Annotated in this window: 14 protein-coding genes; all 14 read right to left on the bottom strand. The window is 75.2% G+C overall.

All coding sequences use genetic code 11. The features are described from left to right. Positions 1 to 157 precede the first annotated feature (157 nt). The 14 genes from ABZ261_RS00970 to ABZ261_RS00905 all read right to left on the bottom strand — a co-directional run bounded on the left by ABZ261_RS00970 (position 158) and on the right by ABZ261_RS00905 (position 17,420). Positions 158 to 1,837, bottom strand: a complete 1,680-nt coding sequence (locus ABZ261_RS00970; RefSeq protein WP_356854436.1) for a hypothetical protein — start codon at positions 1,835 to 1,837, stop codon at positions 158 to 160. Further along, positions 1,834 to 4,539: a GTPase-associated protein 1-related protein gene (locus ABZ261_RS00965; RefSeq protein ID WP_356854435.1), complete on the bottom strand. Its 2,706-nt coding sequence runs from the start codon at positions 4,537 to 4,539 to the stop codon at positions 1,834 to 1,836. The genes ABZ261_RS00970 and ABZ261_RS00965 overlap by 4 nt, the downstream gene beginning before the upstream one ends. Next, on the bottom strand, positions 4,536 to 5,786 hold the full coding sequence (locus ABZ261_RS00960; RefSeq protein WP_356854434.1) for a hypothetical protein: 1,251 nt from the start codon (positions 5,784 to 5,786) through the stop codon (positions 4,536 to 4,538). The genes ABZ261_RS00965 and ABZ261_RS00960 overlap by 4 nt, the downstream gene beginning before the upstream one ends. A gap of 3 nt (positions 5,787 to 5,789) precedes the next feature. After that, on the bottom strand, positions 5,790 to 8,066 hold the full coding sequence (locus ABZ261_RS00955) for a hypothetical protein (protein WP_356854433.1): 2,277 nt from the start codon (positions 8,064 to 8,066) through the stop codon (positions 5,790 to 5,792). A 187-nt stretch (positions 8,067 to 8,253) separates the two neighbouring features. After that, a complete protein-coding gene (locus ABZ261_RS00950; protein WP_356854432.1) occupies positions 8,254 to 8,991 on the bottom strand; it encodes a sirohydrochlorin chelatase in 738 nt (245 codons plus the stop codon). A 1-nt stretch (position 8,992) separates the two neighbouring features. Beyond that, a complete protein-coding gene (locus ABZ261_RS00945; protein WP_356854431.1) occupies positions 8,993 to 9,877 on the bottom strand; it encodes an ABC transporter permease in 885 nt (294 codons plus the stop codon). After that, positions 9,864 to 10,643 carry an ABC transporter ATP-binding protein gene (locus ABZ261_RS00940; protein WP_356854430.1) on the bottom strand — a complete coding sequence of 260 codons (780 nt, stop codon included), beginning with the start codon at positions 10,641 to 10,643 and terminating at the stop codon, positions 9,864 to 9,866. Before ABZ261_RS00940 ends, ABZ261_RS00945 begins: the two co-directional genes overlap by 14 nt. 35 nt (positions 10,644 to 10,678) lie before the next feature. Further along, positions 10,679 to 11,782, bottom strand: coding sequence for an aliphatic sulfonate ABC transporter substrate-binding protein (locus ABZ261_RS00935; protein WP_356854429.1), 1,104 nt, complete (start codon positions 11,780 to 11,782; stop codon positions 10,679 to 10,681). 225 nt (positions 11,783 to 12,007) lie between these two features. Beyond that, positions 12,008 to 13,342 carry a GTP-binding protein gene (locus ABZ261_RS00930; RefSeq protein ID WP_356854428.1) on the bottom strand — a complete coding sequence of 445 codons (1,335 nt, stop codon included), beginning with the start codon at positions 13,340 to 13,342 and terminating at the stop codon, positions 12,008 to 12,010. A gap of 2 nt (positions 13,343 to 13,344) precedes the next feature. Beyond that, positions 13,345 to 14,280: a sulfate adenylyltransferase subunit CysD gene (cysD, locus tag ABZ261_RS00925; protein ID WP_356854427.1), complete on the bottom strand. Its 936-nt coding sequence runs from the start codon at positions 14,278 to 14,280 to the stop codon at positions 13,345 to 13,347. After that, complete coding sequence (cysC, locus tag ABZ261_RS00920) at positions 14,277 to 14,813, bottom strand: adenylyl-sulfate kinase (RefSeq protein WP_356854426.1); 537 nt, start codon at positions 14,811 to 14,813, stop codon at positions 14,277 to 14,279. Before cysC ends, cysD begins: the two co-directional genes overlap by 4 nt. A 26-nt stretch (positions 14,814 to 14,839) precedes the next feature. Then, positions 14,840 to 15,550 carry a phosphoadenylyl-sulfate reductase gene (locus ABZ261_RS00915; RefSeq protein ID WP_356854425.1) on the bottom strand — a complete coding sequence of 237 codons (711 nt, stop codon included), beginning with the start codon at positions 15,548 to 15,550 and terminating at the stop codon, positions 14,840 to 14,842. Continuing rightward, complete coding sequence (locus ABZ261_RS00910; RefSeq protein WP_356854424.1) at positions 15,547 to 15,726, bottom strand: hypothetical protein; 180 nt, start codon at positions 15,724 to 15,726, stop codon at positions 15,547 to 15,549. Before ABZ261_RS00910 ends, ABZ261_RS00915 begins: the two co-directional genes overlap by 4 nt. Continuing rightward, positions 15,723 to 17,420 (bottom strand): nitrite/sulfite reductase, encoded by a 1,698-nt coding sequence (locus ABZ261_RS00905; RefSeq protein ID WP_356854423.1) that lies wholly within the window; start codon positions 17,418 to 17,420, stop codon positions 15,723 to 15,725. The genes ABZ261_RS00910 and ABZ261_RS00905 overlap by 4 nt, the downstream gene beginning before the upstream one ends. Positions 17,421 to 17,464 lie beyond the last annotated feature (44 nt).

Genomic DNA, 17,464 nt, shown 5'->3' with positions numbered 1-17,464 from the left:
CACGCCGCGTTCCTTTCTTGTCGACAGGGGTGAGGGGGCGGTCAGGGGAGCAGCAGCCGGACGCCGAGGGCGAGGGCCGCTGCCGCCAGGAGCAGAGCGAGGACGAACAGGCCCGCCATCACCCGCCGGGCGCGGCCGACGGGCGGGGTGACGTGGTTCATGCCGGGCTGTACCTGCCTTCCCTGTCGTCGTCCGGCCGCCGCCGGGGCCACGGCACCCGCCCGCCGCCGCGGCCGGCCGGCCCGGCCGACGGGCCGGTGCGCAGCCCAGTGGAGGCCAGCAGCCACAGCACGGGTTCGGCGGCCCGGCGCTGCTCGCTCTCCAGCGGGCCCGTGCCGGTGGCCGCGTGGGCGCTGACCGCCCAGTACCGGGCCTCGCGGAAGTCGTGGCCGAGGGCCCGCACCAGCGCGCCAAGCCCGATGTCACCGAGCCAGTCGTCGATCCGGGCGCCGGGCACCGGCAGCGACGACAGCCGGTCCAGCGCGTCCCGCTTGGTGACGACGGCCGCCACCGGCAGACGGCGGCGCCGTCCGGTCAGCGCGGCCAGTTCACCCGTAAGCCGCTCGTACGTCTCCCGCGGTCCCTGCGCCGAGGGCCGCGCCCGCTCCGCCTGCTCGGCGTCCGCCGGGCCGAGCCGGCTGCGCACCGCGGGGTCGGCGAGCACGTCCGCGACCAGGATCAGCCCGTCCGCGTGCGCCAGGTACCGCTGCTCCCGCACCCGTCCGGCGTCGCTCACCGACTCGCCCATCGGGTCGTACAGGTACAGCAGCCGGCGCCGCCGCCCCCGGGACACCGTGAGCATCAGGGCGCGGGGCGGGCCGCCGGTCGTGGCGTGCGCCCAGCCGGTGCTGTCCAGCTGCCGGTTCACCCCGGTGTGGGCGCGGCGGTCGTCCGCGGAGGCGTACTCCACGCGGAGCCCACCGTCGCGGGCCCAGGCGTGCAGCCCCTCGACCATGGCCGCCATCAGCATCGTCTTGCCCGAGGAGGTCCCGCCGACCAGCGGAGCGTGCACCACCCGCGTGGTGGCCAGCGCCTCCGGCAGGACCTGCTCGCAGCGCGGGCACAGCGCGGACAGCCCGTCCCGCCCGGTGAGCGGGGTGGCCGGCAGCCGGTGCCCGCAGCCGCACACGTGCCACAGGACGCCGTACCGGCCCGGCCGCAACCGGGCGTGCCGCGAGGAGCAGTGCGGGCAGCGGTACACGGGCAGCGGGACCGGGGCGTAGCAGCCCGGGTGGGGGCACGCGACGCGCAGCCCCCGCAGCAGCGCCCGGCACCGCTCCGCCCCGCGCAGCACCGGCACCCCCGCCGCCCAGCCGAGCCACACCACGGCCAGCAGCAGCGCGAGGACCAGCAGGGCCCAGCCGAGCAGCACCGCGGCCAGCACCGCGCCGGTCAGGGCGCCCGCCGCGGTGCCGGGGGCGATCAGCGTGGTCAGCAGGAACCGGGCGGCCGGCAGCACGGGGCGCCGTCCCCCCGGGCGGCGGCCGCGGAACAGGTTGGGCACGATCCGGTCCATCCACGGATCCGTGAACCCCCGCCACAGCATCCGCATGCCGTCCCGGCCGGCGGACACCGCGTCCGCCCACGACTGCCGCCACCAGTACGCCGGCTGCGCCGGCTCCGCTGCGCCGGGGCCGGGCAGCCGCGGGTCCAGCCGGCCCGCCTCCCAGGGGCCGAGCCCCCGCCACACCGCCCGCACACCCCGCCCGAGGAACTCCCAGAGCGTCCGGAACAGGCACACCGCGACGGCGACCACACCCGCCCAGCCGAACACGACCAGCACCACCTGCAGTGCGATGTGCAGCTGCGCACCGCCCGGGAAATCGTCGCCGCTCACCGCGCACCTCCGTCGGCGGGCGGCTGGACATCCCCGTACCAGGCGGCCTGCCGGTCCTCGCGCCGGCCGCGTCCGGTCAGCCGGCCCGCCAGCCGGCCCAGGGCGCCCGGCCGGTTCCACGCGCGGTACGCGTCCAGCCGCCCCCGGCCCGTCCGGCGCAGCGCCTCCTCGACCGCGGTCCGGTCCTCGGCGGGCAGCGCCCGCACCACCGGCCGCAGCACCTCGGTGAGCAGCGCCGTGCGCGTCGCCTCCCAGGCGGGGTGGGTGTCCGGGTAGGCGCTCCAGTCGCAGAAGCGGGCGGCCAGGTACGACGGCGCGGTACGGAGCCGGTCGGCCACCGCGGCGCCGTGCGCCGCCCGCTCGTACGCGGCCAGCAGGTCCGCGTCGCCCGAGCGGGCCAGCGCGTACAGCTCGCTCTCCGGCACCGGCACGGCCAGCAGCCGCCGCCCGAGCGCGTCGTACACCCGCCGGGTGATCCGGTCCGGCACCGGCTCGACCGCGCCGTCCCGCAGCGCCCGCACCCGCTCCACCCAGTTCTCGCCCTCGCCGTCGGTGCCGAGCAGTCCCGCGAACTCCAGCAGCAGCAGGGGCGCCCGGTGCGCCGGGGCGAGCTCCGCGGTGAAGCAGCGCAGCAGATCGGCGGCGAGCAGTGGGACGGCGGCGTCCTCGGGCGGGGCGGCGAGCGCGGCGGCCACCAGCAGGTCCCGGGTGCCGGCGAGCCGGTGCGCGTCCGAGCCCAGCTCGTTCAGCAGCAGGCCCGCCTCCTCGCCGGTGGGCAGCTCACCGGGCCACACCAGGCGGAACGCCGTGCGCAGCACGGTCGGTTCGGCGTGCGGCGAGACCGCGGCGCTCCGCAGCACCCGGTGGAACCGGCCGAGCCGGTCGCCTCCAAAGCGGCCGGCCGTCTCGTCGAGCACGCACATCCGCAGATGCGGGAAACCGGGGGCCGACGCCACCGGCAGCCCCGACCCGGCGAGCCGCCCGGCCACGGCGGCCGGGTGCGCCGCGGCGAGCGCGTCCAGCGCCCCGAACAGCGCGGTGCGCAGGGCCGGGTGGGCGTCCAGGGCGTCGAGCAGCGCGGGCGGACAGCCGGGACGGGTGTCGTCCGGGGCGGGCGCCGGGCGGGTGTCGCGGGGGCGGGCGGCGCCGGGCGCCACGTGCCCGGAGCGCGCGGCGGCCGGCGGGGCCGGGGCGGGCGCCGGCGCCGGGCCCGTGCCGTCGGCGGCGGCCGGGGCTCGTGGGCCGTCCCCGGCCGCGTCCTGCGCCTCGTGGCTCCGCGCGCCGTCCGCGCTCACCAGCTCGCGGGCGACGCGGCCCGCGAACCCGGGCAGCAGGTCCGTGCAGTCGACGTCCAGCAGATCGGCGACGTGCAGCAGGGCCAGGGGCCGGCCGGTGGCCGGCCCGGCCGTGCCGGCGATGCCGTGCCGCAGGACCGGCGCCAGGTCACGGGCCAGCGCGGCCCGCACCTCGGGGGTCAGCGAGCCGGCCCGGAGCGCGGGCATCGGACCCCGCCCGCGCACCGCCGTGGCCAGCGCCCGCGCGGCGAGCGGCGCCGACACGGCCGTGGGCACCTGCCCGTCCAGCCGCGCCAGCAGCTCCGCGACAGCCGCCGGTTCGTCGTCCCCGGCGCCGGCGTGGTCCCCGGCACTGCCGGCCGCGTCCTGCGCCGTGCTCCCGCCGACGCCTGCTCCGGGCTCGCGGGACAGCTCCGCGACCAGGGCGGCGAGGGTGTGCTCCGGCAGTGCGGACGCGTGCGCGGCGGTCCAGCGGGCGGCCGCCGCGCGGCCGTCCGGGCGCAGGGGCACGCCCTCGGCGAGCGCCGCCGCGGCGAGGGGACCGGCGCCGAGGGCGGTGTCGCCGGCGGCCCGCGGGACAGCGCGGAACAGCTCCGGCCGGCCGGCCGTCCAGATGCGCGCGCACACGTCGGCCCAGGCGTCCGCGACCGGCTCCCCGGCGGCCAGGCCGGTGCAGTCGTGCACCCGGAACCGGTGGTCGTGACCGACCGGCTCCGAGGACGGCAGCGCCCCGACGATCTGCTGGCGTGCCTGCTGCGGTCGCCGCGTGTACGTGGTGAAGGTCAGCCGGTGGGCGCGCTCGCGGGGCAGCACCGCGCAGGCCAGCGCGATCCACCGGGCCACGTCCGCGCTGTCCCGCTCCACGAGCACGATCTGCCGGGCGTCGCCGCCCTCGGCCAGCGTGCGCAGGTCGGCGAAGAACGCGGCCAGCCGGCCGGCGCGGGAGCGGGCGAACGCCACCAGTGAGTCCCGGCGCAGCAGGCCGGACGGCTCGAAGCGGTCGACGGGCTCCGGCCGGCCGCCGGGGGGCGTGGCGTCCGCCCAGCGCGGCGACTCCCACGCCGTGATCGGCAGCACCCCGTCCGGCAGCCGTGCGCCGGGCGGCAGGTGCACGGCGTGGGCGTGGAAGTTGCCCCAGCGGCCGCTGTAGTCCGCTCCCGTGTACACGGACCGGCTCAGCAGCAGCCCCCCGTCGGACAGCTCGGTGCAGGAGAACGCCTTCGGGAAGGACTTGAGCTGCTCGGCGTCCGGCCGGTCCGGCAGATCGCGCGGCGGCTCGTACCCGATGAGCTGCTCGGCCTCCCGCAGCACCGCGGCCGGCACGCCGGGGCTGACCGCGGTGAACCGGAAACCGGAACCGTCCGGGCCGGGCGGCGCCGAGGTGTAGTGCAGCTGGGCGAGGCTCACCGGACCCGCTCCTTCGCGGCCGTGCGGACCGGCAGCAGCCCGCGCAGGGACAGCAGCCACAGCAGCGGGTCCTCCACCCGCACCGGCTGCGGCCCCGACTTCGGTACGTCCGCCGGGGCGTGGGCGGGCGGCGGCGCGCCGAGCGCCGACAGCCCGAACAGCGACAACCGGGCGAAGTCGAGCTCCAGTTGCCGCAGGAGCGCCCCGGAGTCCCACTCCGTCAGCAGGGTGCGCAGTTCCTCGTGGACGGCGAGCCGGTCCTCGGTGTCGTAGGCCCCGCCCGTGTGCGGGGCGTTGCGCAGCAGCGGGGAGTGCGGGTCGAGCAGGGGCCTGAGCATGTCCGTCTTGGTGACGGCGACCGCGATCGGCGTGTCCACCCGGCCGCCCTTCCCGCCCTTGCCGTGCGCGCGCAGCTGGGTGGCGAGGTCGGCGGCGATCTGCCGGGGCGAGGTCTCCACCTCGGGCAGCGGCGGGCCGTCGTGCACAGGCAGCCGGTCGCGCACGGAGCCGAGCTGCAGCGGGTCGACGAGCAGGATGATGCCGTCCGCGGCGCTGAGGTAGCGGGTGTAGCGCTCCATGGCCTCGGCGTCCGCGAGGTCCTCGCCGGCCGCGTCGAAGAAGACGAGCGTCGTGTGCCGGGTGCCGGAGCGGCCCAGCAGCGTGCGGCGGGGCAGGCTCAGCCGGTACAGCAGCGGGTCGTTGAAGCCGAGCGCGGCCGGGCGGGTGGCGTCCGGCAGCCGCAGCCGCTCGTACAGGTTCTCCGCCATCTCCTTGTCCCGCGTCTGCGTGCTCTGCCCCATCGCCGCCAGCGACGCGTGGTAGGCCTGGCCCACGCGGTGGTCCAGCTCGTTGCGGAGCACGGCCACGTACGTGCTCTTGCCGGACGCCTTCGCGCCGACCAGCGCGATGATGCGGCTGTCCTGGTCGCAGTAGTCGCTCGGCAGGTCGCTGTGGCAGGACCGGCACACCCGCACCGTGGTGGTCACCCCGCACCGGGGACAGGGCACGCTGCCGCCGCCGCCGCCGGCCGCGCCGAGCCGCAGGGCCTTGCGCGCCGGGGTGAACACGGGCCCGCGCATCCGGGCCGCGGGCGGCGCCCCCGGTCCCGCGAACGCGGCCCACACGTCGTCGCGTTCGGGCCCGCAGGGCGTGCCGGCGAGCACCCCGGTCGGCGACATCTGGCAGCGGTACGGCAGTCCGGCCGCCGACGCGCGGGCGAAGCAGTAGGGGCAGATCACGGTCGTCATGGCTCAGCGCACCACCAGGCTCGCGAGTGAGGGTTCTTCCAGTCGCACCGAGGCGGCGTGCTCCCCGAGCAGGAAGCCGCGCAGGGTGTAGGGGGCCGGGCAGGGCGCGGCGGGCAGCTCCCGCTGCAGGCTGCCGTGCCGGGCCAGTTCGGGTCCCGGGATGCGCAGGACGGTCGTCCCGTCGGCGGCGTCGCGCGGGCGGAGGGTGCCGCTGCGGGCGACGCACACGAACTCGGGGGCGTCCGCGAGCCCGGCGGGCGCGGACAGCGTGACCCGCAGCAGGGCGGTCCGCCTCCGGCCGGGCAGCCGCCGTCGCGGACGCACCAGTTCGTAGAAGACGGCCGCGTCCGCCGGCACCAGCGCCTCGGCCGCGCCGGGCAGCACGACCACCGCGCCGGGCACCCGCGGCACCGGCGTGACGCGCACCCGGACGGCGCCCGGGCCCAGGGGCAGCTCCAGCCCGCCGCGCCGGTAGGCGTGCGCGGTGACCGTGCGTTCCCCGCCCCGCGCCCGGTCCGCCGGCTCGCGGTCCCCGTCACCGGGGGAGCGTGCCGCCGCCCGGTCCCCGTCGTCCGCGGCGGCCGCGGCGTCCGCCGGTTCCCAGCCGACCACGAGGTGCGTGACCTCCTGCGGCCACTCCAGCGCGATCCGCGCCTGCCCGCCGGGCAGCCGGTGGACGGCCGGTGCGGGCACGCGAGGTACGGCCTCCACCCCGACCACCGGACCGGCCAGCGCCCGGTCGCCTCGCACGGCGACCGCGGCGACCTCGGTGTACGTGCCGGGCGGCGGGCGCAGCAGGCCCGCGGTCCCGGGCCAGTCCAGCGGGGGAGGCAGCTCACCGGTGCGCAGTTCGGCGCCCGGCGCGGGGGCCTCGCCGGGCCACCGCACCAGCCGGACCTCGCCGCCTCGGGCGCCCGTCCAGGCGAACCGCACGCCCCCGTCCGCGGGGCGGGCGGTCAGGGTGCGCACGGGCTCCGGCCAGGGGTGCACGGTGGCCGTCGCGCGGACGCCCGGGGAGGAGACCGTACCGCCGTCCGCCGTGCGGTAGTGGCACACGATGCGGAAGGCGTGGTCACCGGCCGGCAACCCCGTGGCGGTGAACCCGCCCGCGTGCGCGGTGAGCCGCCGGGTCCGGCCGTCGGGTCCGGTGTGCTCCACGGTGACGTCCGAGGCGCCGGCCGGCCGCTGCCAGGAGCAGTCCACCCGCTCCGGGCCGTCCGTCAGCACCGGGTGCTCCACCTCGGGGGCGACCAGCAGCGGCCGCGACACCAGCGGCGGACCGTCCACCCGTCCGTCCCGCAGCGGCAGGGCCGCGTACCGGACCGTGGCGCCCGGCTCGGCCTCCGTGTCCTTCACCGTGCCCGCCGCGGCCGTGCCGGCCCCGAGGACACTGCGTACGACGGTCCCCGCCCGCCCGTCCCCGTCCTTGCGGAGCCGGAGCAGCCGCCACTCGCCCGGCGTCGGACGGCTCTCCCGCCAGCTCAGCTCGACGTGGTCAGCGCGCAGCCGCGCGCCCAGTCCGCGGCGGGGGCCGTGCACGCGGACCAGTCCGCCGAGCGCGCGCCGGTCGTCGGCGGCCTCGCGCAGCGCCCGCAGGTAGGCGTCGCCCGCCGCGTCCGCGTCGCCCCGCCGCTCGGCGTTCCGCCCCTCCCGCAGGGCGTCCTCGACCGCGCGCAGCCGCTCGGCCGTCTCGGTCCGCAGGGCCGCGAGCGCGGGGTCGGCGCCGCTCGCGGGAAGCCGGTCGAGCAGGGCGCGCAGCCGGTGCAGCCGTCCCTGCGCCCGGGCGTCGGCCAGGGACTCGGCGGCGTCCCGCTGCCGCCGGTCGAGCCCGGGGCGCAGCGCCGCGGCCGCCACCAGGCCCGCCGCCTCGTCGGGGTGCACCCCCAGCTCGCGCGCGTCCCGGCCGCGCCGGTCCTCGGGCCGCTCCTGCAGCAGGTTGATCAGCTGGTACAGGACGATCCGGCGCGGCGCTGCCGGGTCGGCGCGGTGCAGTGCGGCCAGCCGCGCGGCGACCGGGGCGGCGGGCCCGGCCGAGACGGCCAGCGCGTCCAGCAGCGGCGCGTCCACCCGGCGCGGGGCGCGTGCTCCGGCGGGCACGTACAGCCCGTCCAGGACCCGTAACCCGCCGGCGCCCGCGTGCAGCAGCTCGCCGACGTGGCGCAGACCGGCCGCGTGCTGGGCGGCGGCGAGGGCGGCGTAACCGGGCACGAGCGGGCTCAGCGGCAGCCCCGACAGGGCTCTGGGCAGCCCCAGATGACGCCCGAACTCCTGACCGGCCACGCGCACCGTTCTCCCCCGATAGTGCTCCGGGGTCCATCCCAGCAGATCCTGGGCCGAGCGGGCAGGGTTTTCGGCGAAGACGGGCAGCTCAAGGCCCGCCGGGACGGGACGTCCCCGGCCGGGCGCGGCACCGGGCACGCACCCGGCCCGCATCCGCGGCGCCGGACGCCCGGCGCACCGCCGGCCGCTACGCGCCGAGTGCCTCCAGGGCCGGGCGGCGGGCCGCGTCGTACCGCTCCAGCAGCACCCGCGCCACCTCGGGCGCGGGGCCGAGCACGCCGGCCAGGACGTCCGCCCCGGCCGCGCCGCGCGCGATGCGGTCCGGCAGGAAGCCCGGCGCCAGGACGTACGGCGCCACCGCGACCCGCTCGCAGCCGAGGGCGCGCAGCTCCCGCACCGCGTCCTCGGTGCGGGGAAGGGACGCGGAGGCGAACGCGGGCCGCACGGCGCGCCAACCGGTGCGCCACCACTCCCGCGCGATGTCGGCGATCACCGCGATCGCCTCCGGGTCGGACGACCCCGCCGAGGCCAGCACGACCCCGGTCGAGGACTTGTCGGCGGGCGTCAGCCCGGCCTCGTGCAGACGCCGTTCCAGCGCGGCCAGCAGCAGCGGGGACGGGCCCAGCACCTCCGCCTGCCGGATCCGCAGCCGAGCCGGGGCGTCCCGCAGCACCGCGGGGATGTCCGCCTTGGCGTGGAAGGCGCGGGTGAGCAGCAGGGGCTGCGCCACCACGTCCCGGACGCCCTCCGCCGCCAGGGACCGGAGCACCCCGCTCACCGAGGGGACGTTGAAGTCCAGGAAACCCGTCTCCACGCGCAGGCCCGGCCGCAGCGACCGCACCCGCCGCACCAGGGCGTGCACGGTCGCGGCGTGCCGCGGGTCACGGCTGCCGTGGGCGATGACGAGGAGGACCGGGCGGCGCATGTCAGCCCTTCACCAGCAGACCGCGGCTGCGCAGCACCCACCGCTCCAGCGGGCTGAAGATCAGCAGGTCGATGGCGATGCCGACGAACAGGATGAGCAGGATCGCCTCGAACACCATCGCCATGTCGCTGGCGGTGCGCGCGTTCTCCAGGAGCTGGCCGAGGCCCACGCCCAGGTCCGGGTAGCTCGCGATGATCTCCGCCGCCATCAGCGAACGCCAGGAGAAGGCCCAGCCCTGCTTCAGGCCCGCCACGTAGCCGGGCAGCGCGGCCGGCAGGACGACGTGCCAGACGCCCCGGACGCCCGTCGCGCCCATGGTGCGGCCGGCCCGCAGGAACAGCGGCGGCACCTGGTCCACGCCGGAGACCAGGCCGTTGGCGATGGAGGGCACCGCGCCGAGCAGGATCACCGCGTACATCATGGAGTTGTCCAGGCCCAGCCAGATCACGGCGGGCGGCACCCACGCCACCGACGGCAGCGACTGCAGGCCGGACAGGATCGGGCCGAGCGCCGCCCGCACGAACCGCACCCGCGCCACCACCAGGCCCAGCGGGGTGCCGATGAGCAGCGCGAGGGCGAAGCCGAGCAGACCGCGCGAGACGCTGGTCCAGATGAAGCCGAGCAGGTCGCCCTTGAGCCAGGCGTCCTCGAACGCGTCGCCCACGGCGGCCGGCGAGGGCAGCTTGGACGGGTCGTCGACGACCGGGTAGAGCAGGGTCCAGGCGACGAGGACCACCGCGACGGCGACGACCGGCGGCAGGATCTTCCTGCCGAGCGTCTGCCGGAACGGCGGGCGGCCGACGGCGGCGGTCTCCAGCGCGTCCAGGCCCGCCTCGACGCTCACCGCGTCCGGCAGGGCGGTCTTCGTGGTGTCAGTGCCGGCCATGGCGGCGGATCTCCCCTCGCAGGACTTCGGTGATCTCGAGGGACAGTTCCGCCACCGGGGCGTCCTCGATGCGGCGCGGCTGCGGGATGCCGACGGTCCACTCGCGCGCGATCCGCCCCGGACGGGAGGACAGCAGGACGACCCGCTGCGCGAGCCGCACCGCCTCGCGCACGTTGTGCGTGACGAACAGCACCGACACGCCGGTCTCCTGCCAGATCCGGGTCAGCTCGTCGTGCAGCACGTCCCGGGTGATGGCGTCCAGCGCCGCGAACGGCTCGTCCATCAGCAGCAGGCTGCTCTCCTGCGCCAGCGCCCGGGCCATCGCCACCCGCTGCCGCATGCCGCCGGACAGCTCGTGGACCCGCTTGCCGTAGGCGCCCCTCAGCCGCACCAGTTCCAGCAGTTCCTCGGCCTTGCCGCGCCGCTCGGGCTTGGGCACTCCCCGCAGCCTGAGGGCGAGTTCGATGTTCTTGCCCGCGGTCAGCCACGGGAAGAGGGCGTGCTCCTGGAACATCAGCGCCGGGCGGCCGTCCGTGACGATGGAGCCGGCGGTCGGCCGGTCCAGGCCGGCCGCCAGGTTGAGCAGGGTGGACTTGCCGCAGCCCGAGGCCCCCAGGAGGGTGACGAACTCGCCCGGCGCCACGTCGATGCTGATGTCGTCCAGGACGAGCTGCTGGCCGCCCGGTGTCGCGAACGACTTCGAGACATGCTCGAGGCGTGCCGCGTAGTCGACCGACTCGTCGGCCTCGGCGAGGGTCGTGGACATGGTCGTCACCTCCTGGGAACTCATCGGGACCGGCGTCAGCGGGAGCCGAGACCGGCGTCGTCGACCGTGCGGGCGCCCTCGGCCTTCAGGACCTTGTTGAGGATCGTCAGGTCGTAGATGCCCTTGAGGTCCGGCTTCTCGAGCAGACCCGCCTTGACCGCGTGCTCCGCCTCGGTGCCGAGGGTGGCGGCCAGCGGGTCGTCGGTGAACTGGATGGACTTCCACGCCGGGTCCAGGACCTTCGGCGGCAGCGCCTTGCCGGAGTCGGCCTCCAGCTGCTTGTTCGCGGCCGTCTTCGCCTGGTCGGGGTGGGCGTGGATCCACTTGTTGGTCTCGACGGCGGCCCTGAGCACGGCCTCGACCGCCTTCGGGTGCTCCTTGAGGAAGGCCTGCCGCACGACGATGTTCGTGATCACGAACTTCTTGTCCGGCCACAGCGCCGACTCGTCCAGCAGCACCTTCGCGCCCTCGGCGACCAGCTTCGACGCGGTCGGCTCCGGGACCCAGGCGCCGTCGACGGAACCGGAGGCGTAGGCGTCCGGGGTGATCTTGTTGTCGGTGCGGACGACGGTGACGTCGCCCTTGCCGCTCTGCGCGTCGACCTTCCAGCCCTGCTCGGCCGCCCAGTTGAGGAAGGCGACGTCCTGGGTGTTGCCGAGCTGCGGGGTGGCGATCCGCTTGCCCTTGACGTCCTCCAGCGACTTGATCTTCTTCGGGTCGACCACCAGCTTGACGCCGCCGGACGCCGAACCGCCGATGATCTTCAGGCTTCTGCCGTCCGACTTGGTGTAGCCGTTGATCGCCGGGGACGGGCCGATCCAGCCGATGTCGATGGAACCGGAGTTGAGGGCCTCGATCTCGGACGGGCCGGCGTTGAAGACGGCGGGCTTGACCCTGGTGGCGCCCAGTTCCTTCTGGAAGAAGCCCTTCTGCACGCCGACCAGGGCGGTCCCGTGCGTCAGGTTCCCGAAGTACCCGATCCTGACGGTGTCGAGCCCGTCCGTCCTCTTGGCGCCGGCGGCGACCTCGGCGGTGCCGTCGTCCTCGGCCTTCGAACCGTAACCGCAGGCGGCGAGCGCGAGGAGGGGGAGGGCTGCTGTCACCGCGAGACCGCGGCGGAAGGCGTTCGTTGCAGGCAAGGGAGGTGTTCCTCTCCTCAGGCCCGGCGGTCACGGCTCTCTCGGGCCGTGGCCGGGAAGTCGGCAGGTCTTCGTCTACGGCGGCGGGGGGTGCGGGCGCGCAGGCGGTGCGCGTACGTCAGCGCGCACATCGCGCGACCCCGCCCTGCCCGCTGCCGAGGGCGCCGCTGCCGACGCGGCCGCCCTCCTTCGCGAACGTGGAGTAGAAGTCGGTGGAGTTCATGCTCAGAAGTCCCACCCGTCGTCGTCGCTTCCGTCCGTGACCGGCTCGGGGGACGCGAAGGACTCGCCGACCATGCCGGCGGTGAGCGTGGTGCCGTCGTGCGGGTCGATCAGGATGAAGGACCCCGTGCGGCGCGAGTCGGCGTAGGAGTCGACCGGCAGCGGTTCGGCGGTGCGGATCTTCACGCGGCCGATGTCGTTGGCGACGAGCTGCCCCGGGTGCGGGTGCAGCGACAGGTCGTCGAGGGTCAGCCGGGAGGGGATGTCCTTGACGATCGCCTTGACCGTGCGCGTCCCGTGCTTGAGGAGCACCCGGTGGCCGACGGTCAGCGGGGCGTCGGCGACGTGGCAGACGGTCGCCTCGACGTCCTGCGTGGTGGGCGGGGCGTCCTTCGTCGGGACGATCAGGTCGCCGCGCGACACGTCGAGGTCGTCCTCCAGCAGGACGGTCACCGACTGGGTCGTCCAGGCGGCCTCGACCGGCCGGCCCAGCAGGTCGATCCCCGCGATCCGCGTGGTCCGGCCGGACGGCAGCACCGTGACCTCCTCGCCGACCCGGAAGGTGCCGGCGGCGATCTGCCCCGCGTAGCCCCGGTAGTCCGGGTGCTCGGCGGTCCGCGGCCGGATCACGTACTGCACGGGCAGCCGCGCGTGGCAGTGCGCCAGGTCGTGGCTGACCGGCACGGTCTCCAGGTGCTCCAGCACGGTCGGGCCGCCGTACCAGTCCATGTTCGCCGACGGCTCCACCACGTTGTCGCCGGCCAGCGCCGAGATCGGGATGGCGGTGACGTCGGGGACGCCCAGGTCGGTCGCGTACGCCGTGAACTCCTCGGCGATCGCGGCGAACACCTCTTCCCGGTGACCGACGAGGTCCATCTTGTTCACGGCCAGCACCACGTGCGGGACGCGCAGCAGGGCCGCGATGGCCGCGTGCCGGCGGGTCTGCTCGACCACGCCGTTGCGGGCGTCGACCAGGATCACCGTCAGCTCGGCCGTGGAGGCGCCCGTCACCATGTTGCGCGTGTACTGCACGTGGCCCGGCGTGTCGGCCAGGATGAACCGGCGCCGCGGGGTCGCGAAGTAGCGGTAGGCGACGTCGATGGTGATGCCCTGCTCCCGCTCGGCGCGCAGGCCGTCGGTGAGCAGCGCGAGGTCCGGGGCGTCCTGGCCGCGGCTCGCCGAGGCGCGCTCCACGGCCTCCAGCTGGTCGGCGAGGACCGACTTGGAGTCGTGCAGCAGCCGTCCGACGAGGGTGGACTTGCCGTCGTCGACGGAGCCGGCGGTGGCGAACCGCAGCAGGGTGGTGGCCGGGAGGGCCTCGGTCGCGGTCGTGCTCATCTCTAGAAGTACCCCTCGCGCTTGCGGTCTTCCATCGCGGCCTCGGACATCTTGTCGTCGGCGCGGGTCGCGCCCCGCTCGGTCAGCCGGGAGGCGGCGATCTCGGCGATCACCGCGTCCAGCGTGGTCGCGTCGGAGTCGACGGCGCCGGTGCAGGACATGTCGCCGACGGTGCGGTAGCGCACCAGCCGCTTCTCCACGGTCTCGCCGTCCTTCGGGCCGCCCCACGCGCCGGCCGTCAGCCACATGCCGTCCCGCCGGAACACCTCGCGCTCGTGCGCGAAGTAGATCCCGGGCAGCTCGATGCCCTCGCGGGCGATGTACTGCCACACGTCCAGCTCGGTCCAGTTGGACAGCGGGAACACGCGGACGTGCTCACCGGGCGCGTGCCGGCCGTTGTACAGGTTCCACAGCTCGGGCCGCTGGCGGCGCGGGTCCCACTGGGAGAACTCGTCGCGCAGGGAGAACACGCGCTCCTTGGCGCGGGCCTTCTCCTCGTCGCGCCGGCCGCCCCCGAAGACCGCGTCGAACTTCTCCGACCGGATCTTCTCGGTCAGCGGAAGGGTCTGCAGCGGGTTGCGCGTCCCGTCGGGACGTTCCTTGAGCACACCACGGTCGATGTAGTCCTGGACCAAGGCCACATGGAGGCGGAGCCCATGGGCGGCGACCACACGGTCCCGGTAGTCGAGGACCTCCGGGAAGTTGTGTCCGGTGTCCACATGGAGCAGCGAGAAGGGGATCGCGGCCGGGGCGAACGCCTTCAGCGCCAGATGCAGCATGACGATGGAGTCCTTGCCCCCGGAGAACAGGATCACCGGGTTCTCGAACTCGCCCGCCACCTCGCGGAAGATGTGCACGGCCTCGGACTCGAGGGCGTCCAGGTGGGACAGGGCGTACGGGCTGTGCGTGCCGTTCTCCACCGTGGCGACCGTGGTCATGCCAGTCCCCTCTCGCTCAGCAGGGCGTACACCGACGCCGCGGACTCCTGGACCGTCTGGTGCTGCGACTCGATCCGCAGGTCGGGCGCCTCCGGCTGCTCGTAGGGATCGTCGACGCCGGTGAGCCCGGACAGCTCGCCCGCGGCCTGCCTGGCGTACAGCCCCTTCACGTCCCGCACGCTGCACACCTCGACCGGGGTCGCCACATGGATCTCCAGGTACGGCGTGCCGTTCGCCTCGTGCCGCGCCCGCACCGCCTTCCGGCTGTCCGCGTACGGCGCGATCACCGGCACCAGGGCCTTGACGCCGTTGCGGGCGAGCAGTTCGGCGACGAAGCCGATGCGCTGCACGTTGGTGTGCCGGTCCTCCCGGGAGAAGCCGAGGCCCGCCGAGAGGAACTCGCGGATCTCGTCGCCGTCGAGCACCTCGACGCGGTGGCCCCCGGCGCGCAGCCGGCCGGCCAGCTCGTACGCGATGGTGGTCTTGCCGGCGCTCGGCAGCCCCGTGAGCCAGACGGTGGCTCCGGTCGTCACGTGGTTCTCCTGTATCCGATCGTCCGTCATCCGTGCAGCCCGCACTCGGTCTTGGCGCGTCCCGCCCAGCGGCCGGCCCGCGCGTCCTCGCCCTCGAGGACCCTGCGGGTGCAGGGGGCGCAGCCGACGGAGGCGTAGCCGTCCGTCAGCAGCGGGTTGGTGAGCACGCCGTGTTCGGCGACGTAGGCGTCCACGTCGTCCTGGGTCCAGCGGGCGATCGGCGAGATCTTGACCTTCTGCCGCTTCTCGTCCCAGCCGACGACCGGGGTGTCCGCCCGGGTCGGGGACTCGTCGCGGCGCAGGCCCGTCGCCCACGCCCGGTAGCCCTTCAGCCCCTCCTCCAGCGGCTGCACCTTGCGCAGCCGGCAGCACAGGTCGGGGTCGCGGTCGTGCAGCTTCGGGCCGAGCTCGGCGTCCTGTTCGGCGACCGTCCGCCGCGGCGTGAGGGTGATGACGTTGACGTCCATCACGGCCGCCACGGCGTCCCGGGTGCCGATGGTCTCCGGGAAGTGGTAGCCGGTGTCCAGGAAGACCACGTCGACGCCCTTGAGCACGCGGGAGGCGAGATGGGCGACCACGGCGTCCTCCATGGAGGAGGTGACGCAGAACCCCCTGCCGAAGGTGTCCGCCGCCCACTGGAGGATCTGAAGCGCCGAGGCGTCCTCCAGGTCCCGGCCCGCCTGCTCGGCGAGCGCCTTCAACTCCTCCGCCGTGAACTCCCTCTGAGCCGTCGTCATATCCGCTCGTCCCCTCCGTCGGTCCGCCGAAGGCCCCGGGCGAGCAGCCCGAGGAACTTCAGACGGAATGCGCGGTTGCACGCCCCGCATTCCCAGGCGCCGTGTCCTTCCTCGCTCGGACGCAGGTCCTCGTCGCCGCAGTAGGGGCAGTGGAAGGGGACCGCTCGCTCGCTCACGACAGCGCCTCCTCGGACGCCCGGGCCGCCCAGGCGGCGAACCGTTCGCCCTCCTCGCGCTCGGCCTGGAACCGCTTGAGCACCCGCTCGATGTAGTCGGGCAGTTCCTCGGAGGTGACCTTCAGGCCGCGCACCTTGCGGCCGAAGCCGGGCTCCAGGCCGAGTGCGCCGCCCAGGTGCACCTGGTAGCCCTCCACCTGCTCGCCCCGGTCGTCGAGGACCAGCTGTCCCTTGAGGCCGATGTCCGCGACCTGGATGCGGGCGCAGGCGTTCGGGCAGCCGTTGAGGTTGATCGTGATGGGCTCGTCGAAGTCCGGGAGGCGGCGCTCCAGTTCGTCGATCAGCTGGGCGCCGCGCTGCTTGGTCTCGACGATGGCGAGCTTGCAGAACTCGATGCCGGTGCAGGCCATGGTGCCGCGCCGGAAGGAGGACGGCCGGGCGGTGAGGTCCAGTGCCTCCAGGCCGTCGACCAGCGACTCGACCTGGTCCTGCGCCACGTCGAGAATGATCATCTTCTGTTCGACGGTGGTGCGCACCCGGCCCGAGCCGTGCGCCTCCGCCAGGTCGGCGACCTTGGTGAGCGTGGCCCCGTCGACACGGCCCACGCGCGGGGCGAAGCCCACGTAGAACCGGCCGTCCTTCTGCCGGTGCACGCCGATGTGGTCGCGCCAGCGCTGCACGGGCTGCTCGGGGGCGGGCCCGTCGGTCAGCCTGCGCTTCAGGTACTCGTCCTCCAGCACCCGGCGGAACTTCTCCGCGCCCCAGTCGGCGACCAGGAACTTCAGCCGGGCACGGTTGCGCAGCCGCCGGTAGCCGTAGTCGCGGAAGATCGCCAGGACGCCCTCGTAGACGTCCGGCACCTCGTCGATCGGCACCCAGGCGCCGAGCCGCACGCCCAGCTTGGGGTTGGTGGACAGGCCGCCGCCGACCCACACGTCGAAGCCCGGCCCGTGCTCGGGGTGGCGTACGCCGACGAACGCGACGTCGTTGATCTCGTGCACGACGTCCAGCAAGGGCGAGCCCGAGATGGCCGTCTTGAACTTGCGCGGCAGGTTCGAGTACGCCTTGTTGCCCAGGACGCGGCGCTTCATCTCCTCCAGCGCCGGCGTGGCGTCGATGATCTCGTCCTCGGCGATGCCGGCGACCGGGGATCCGATCATCACGCGCGGGGTGTCACCGCAGGCGGTGACGGTGGACAGGCCCACCGCCTCCAGCCGGTCCCAGATCTCCGGCACGTCCTCGATCCGGATCCAGTGGTACTGCACGTTCTGCCGGTCGGTGATGTCCGCGGTGCCGCGCGCGAACTCCTGCGAGATCTCGCCGATCACCCGCAGCTGGCGCGTGGTGAGCGCCCCGCCGTCGATGCGGACCCGCAGCATGAAATAGCGGTCGTCGAGCTCCTCCGGCTCCAGGACCGCGGTCTTGCCGCCGTCGATGCCGGGTTTGCGCTGGGTGTACAGCCCCCACCAACGCATCCGCCCGCGCAGGTCGTTGGGGTCGATGGAGTCGAAGCCGCGCCGGGAGTAGATCGTCTCAATGCGTGTCCGCACATTGAGACCGTCGTCGTCCTTCTTGAACTGCTCGTTGCCGTTGAGCGGCGTGAAGTGGCCCACGGCCCACTGGCCCTCACCGCGGTGACGGCTCACCTTGCGGCGGGGCGCGGAGGCGGCGGGGTGCTGTGGCGTGGCGGCCATGGTTCATCGTCCTTCGGGACAGGCGGAAGCTGCTGACCTGCGCA

It is taken from the genome of Streptomyces sp. NPDC006193 (assembly GCF_040613915.1).
In the GTDB taxonomy this organism is placed as follows: domain Bacteria; phylum Actinomycetota; class Actinomycetes; order Streptomycetales; family Streptomycetaceae; genus Streptomyces.
The sequence above is the reverse complement of the archived record's forward strand: the minus strand, read 5'-3'. Positions and strand labels throughout refer to the sequence as shown.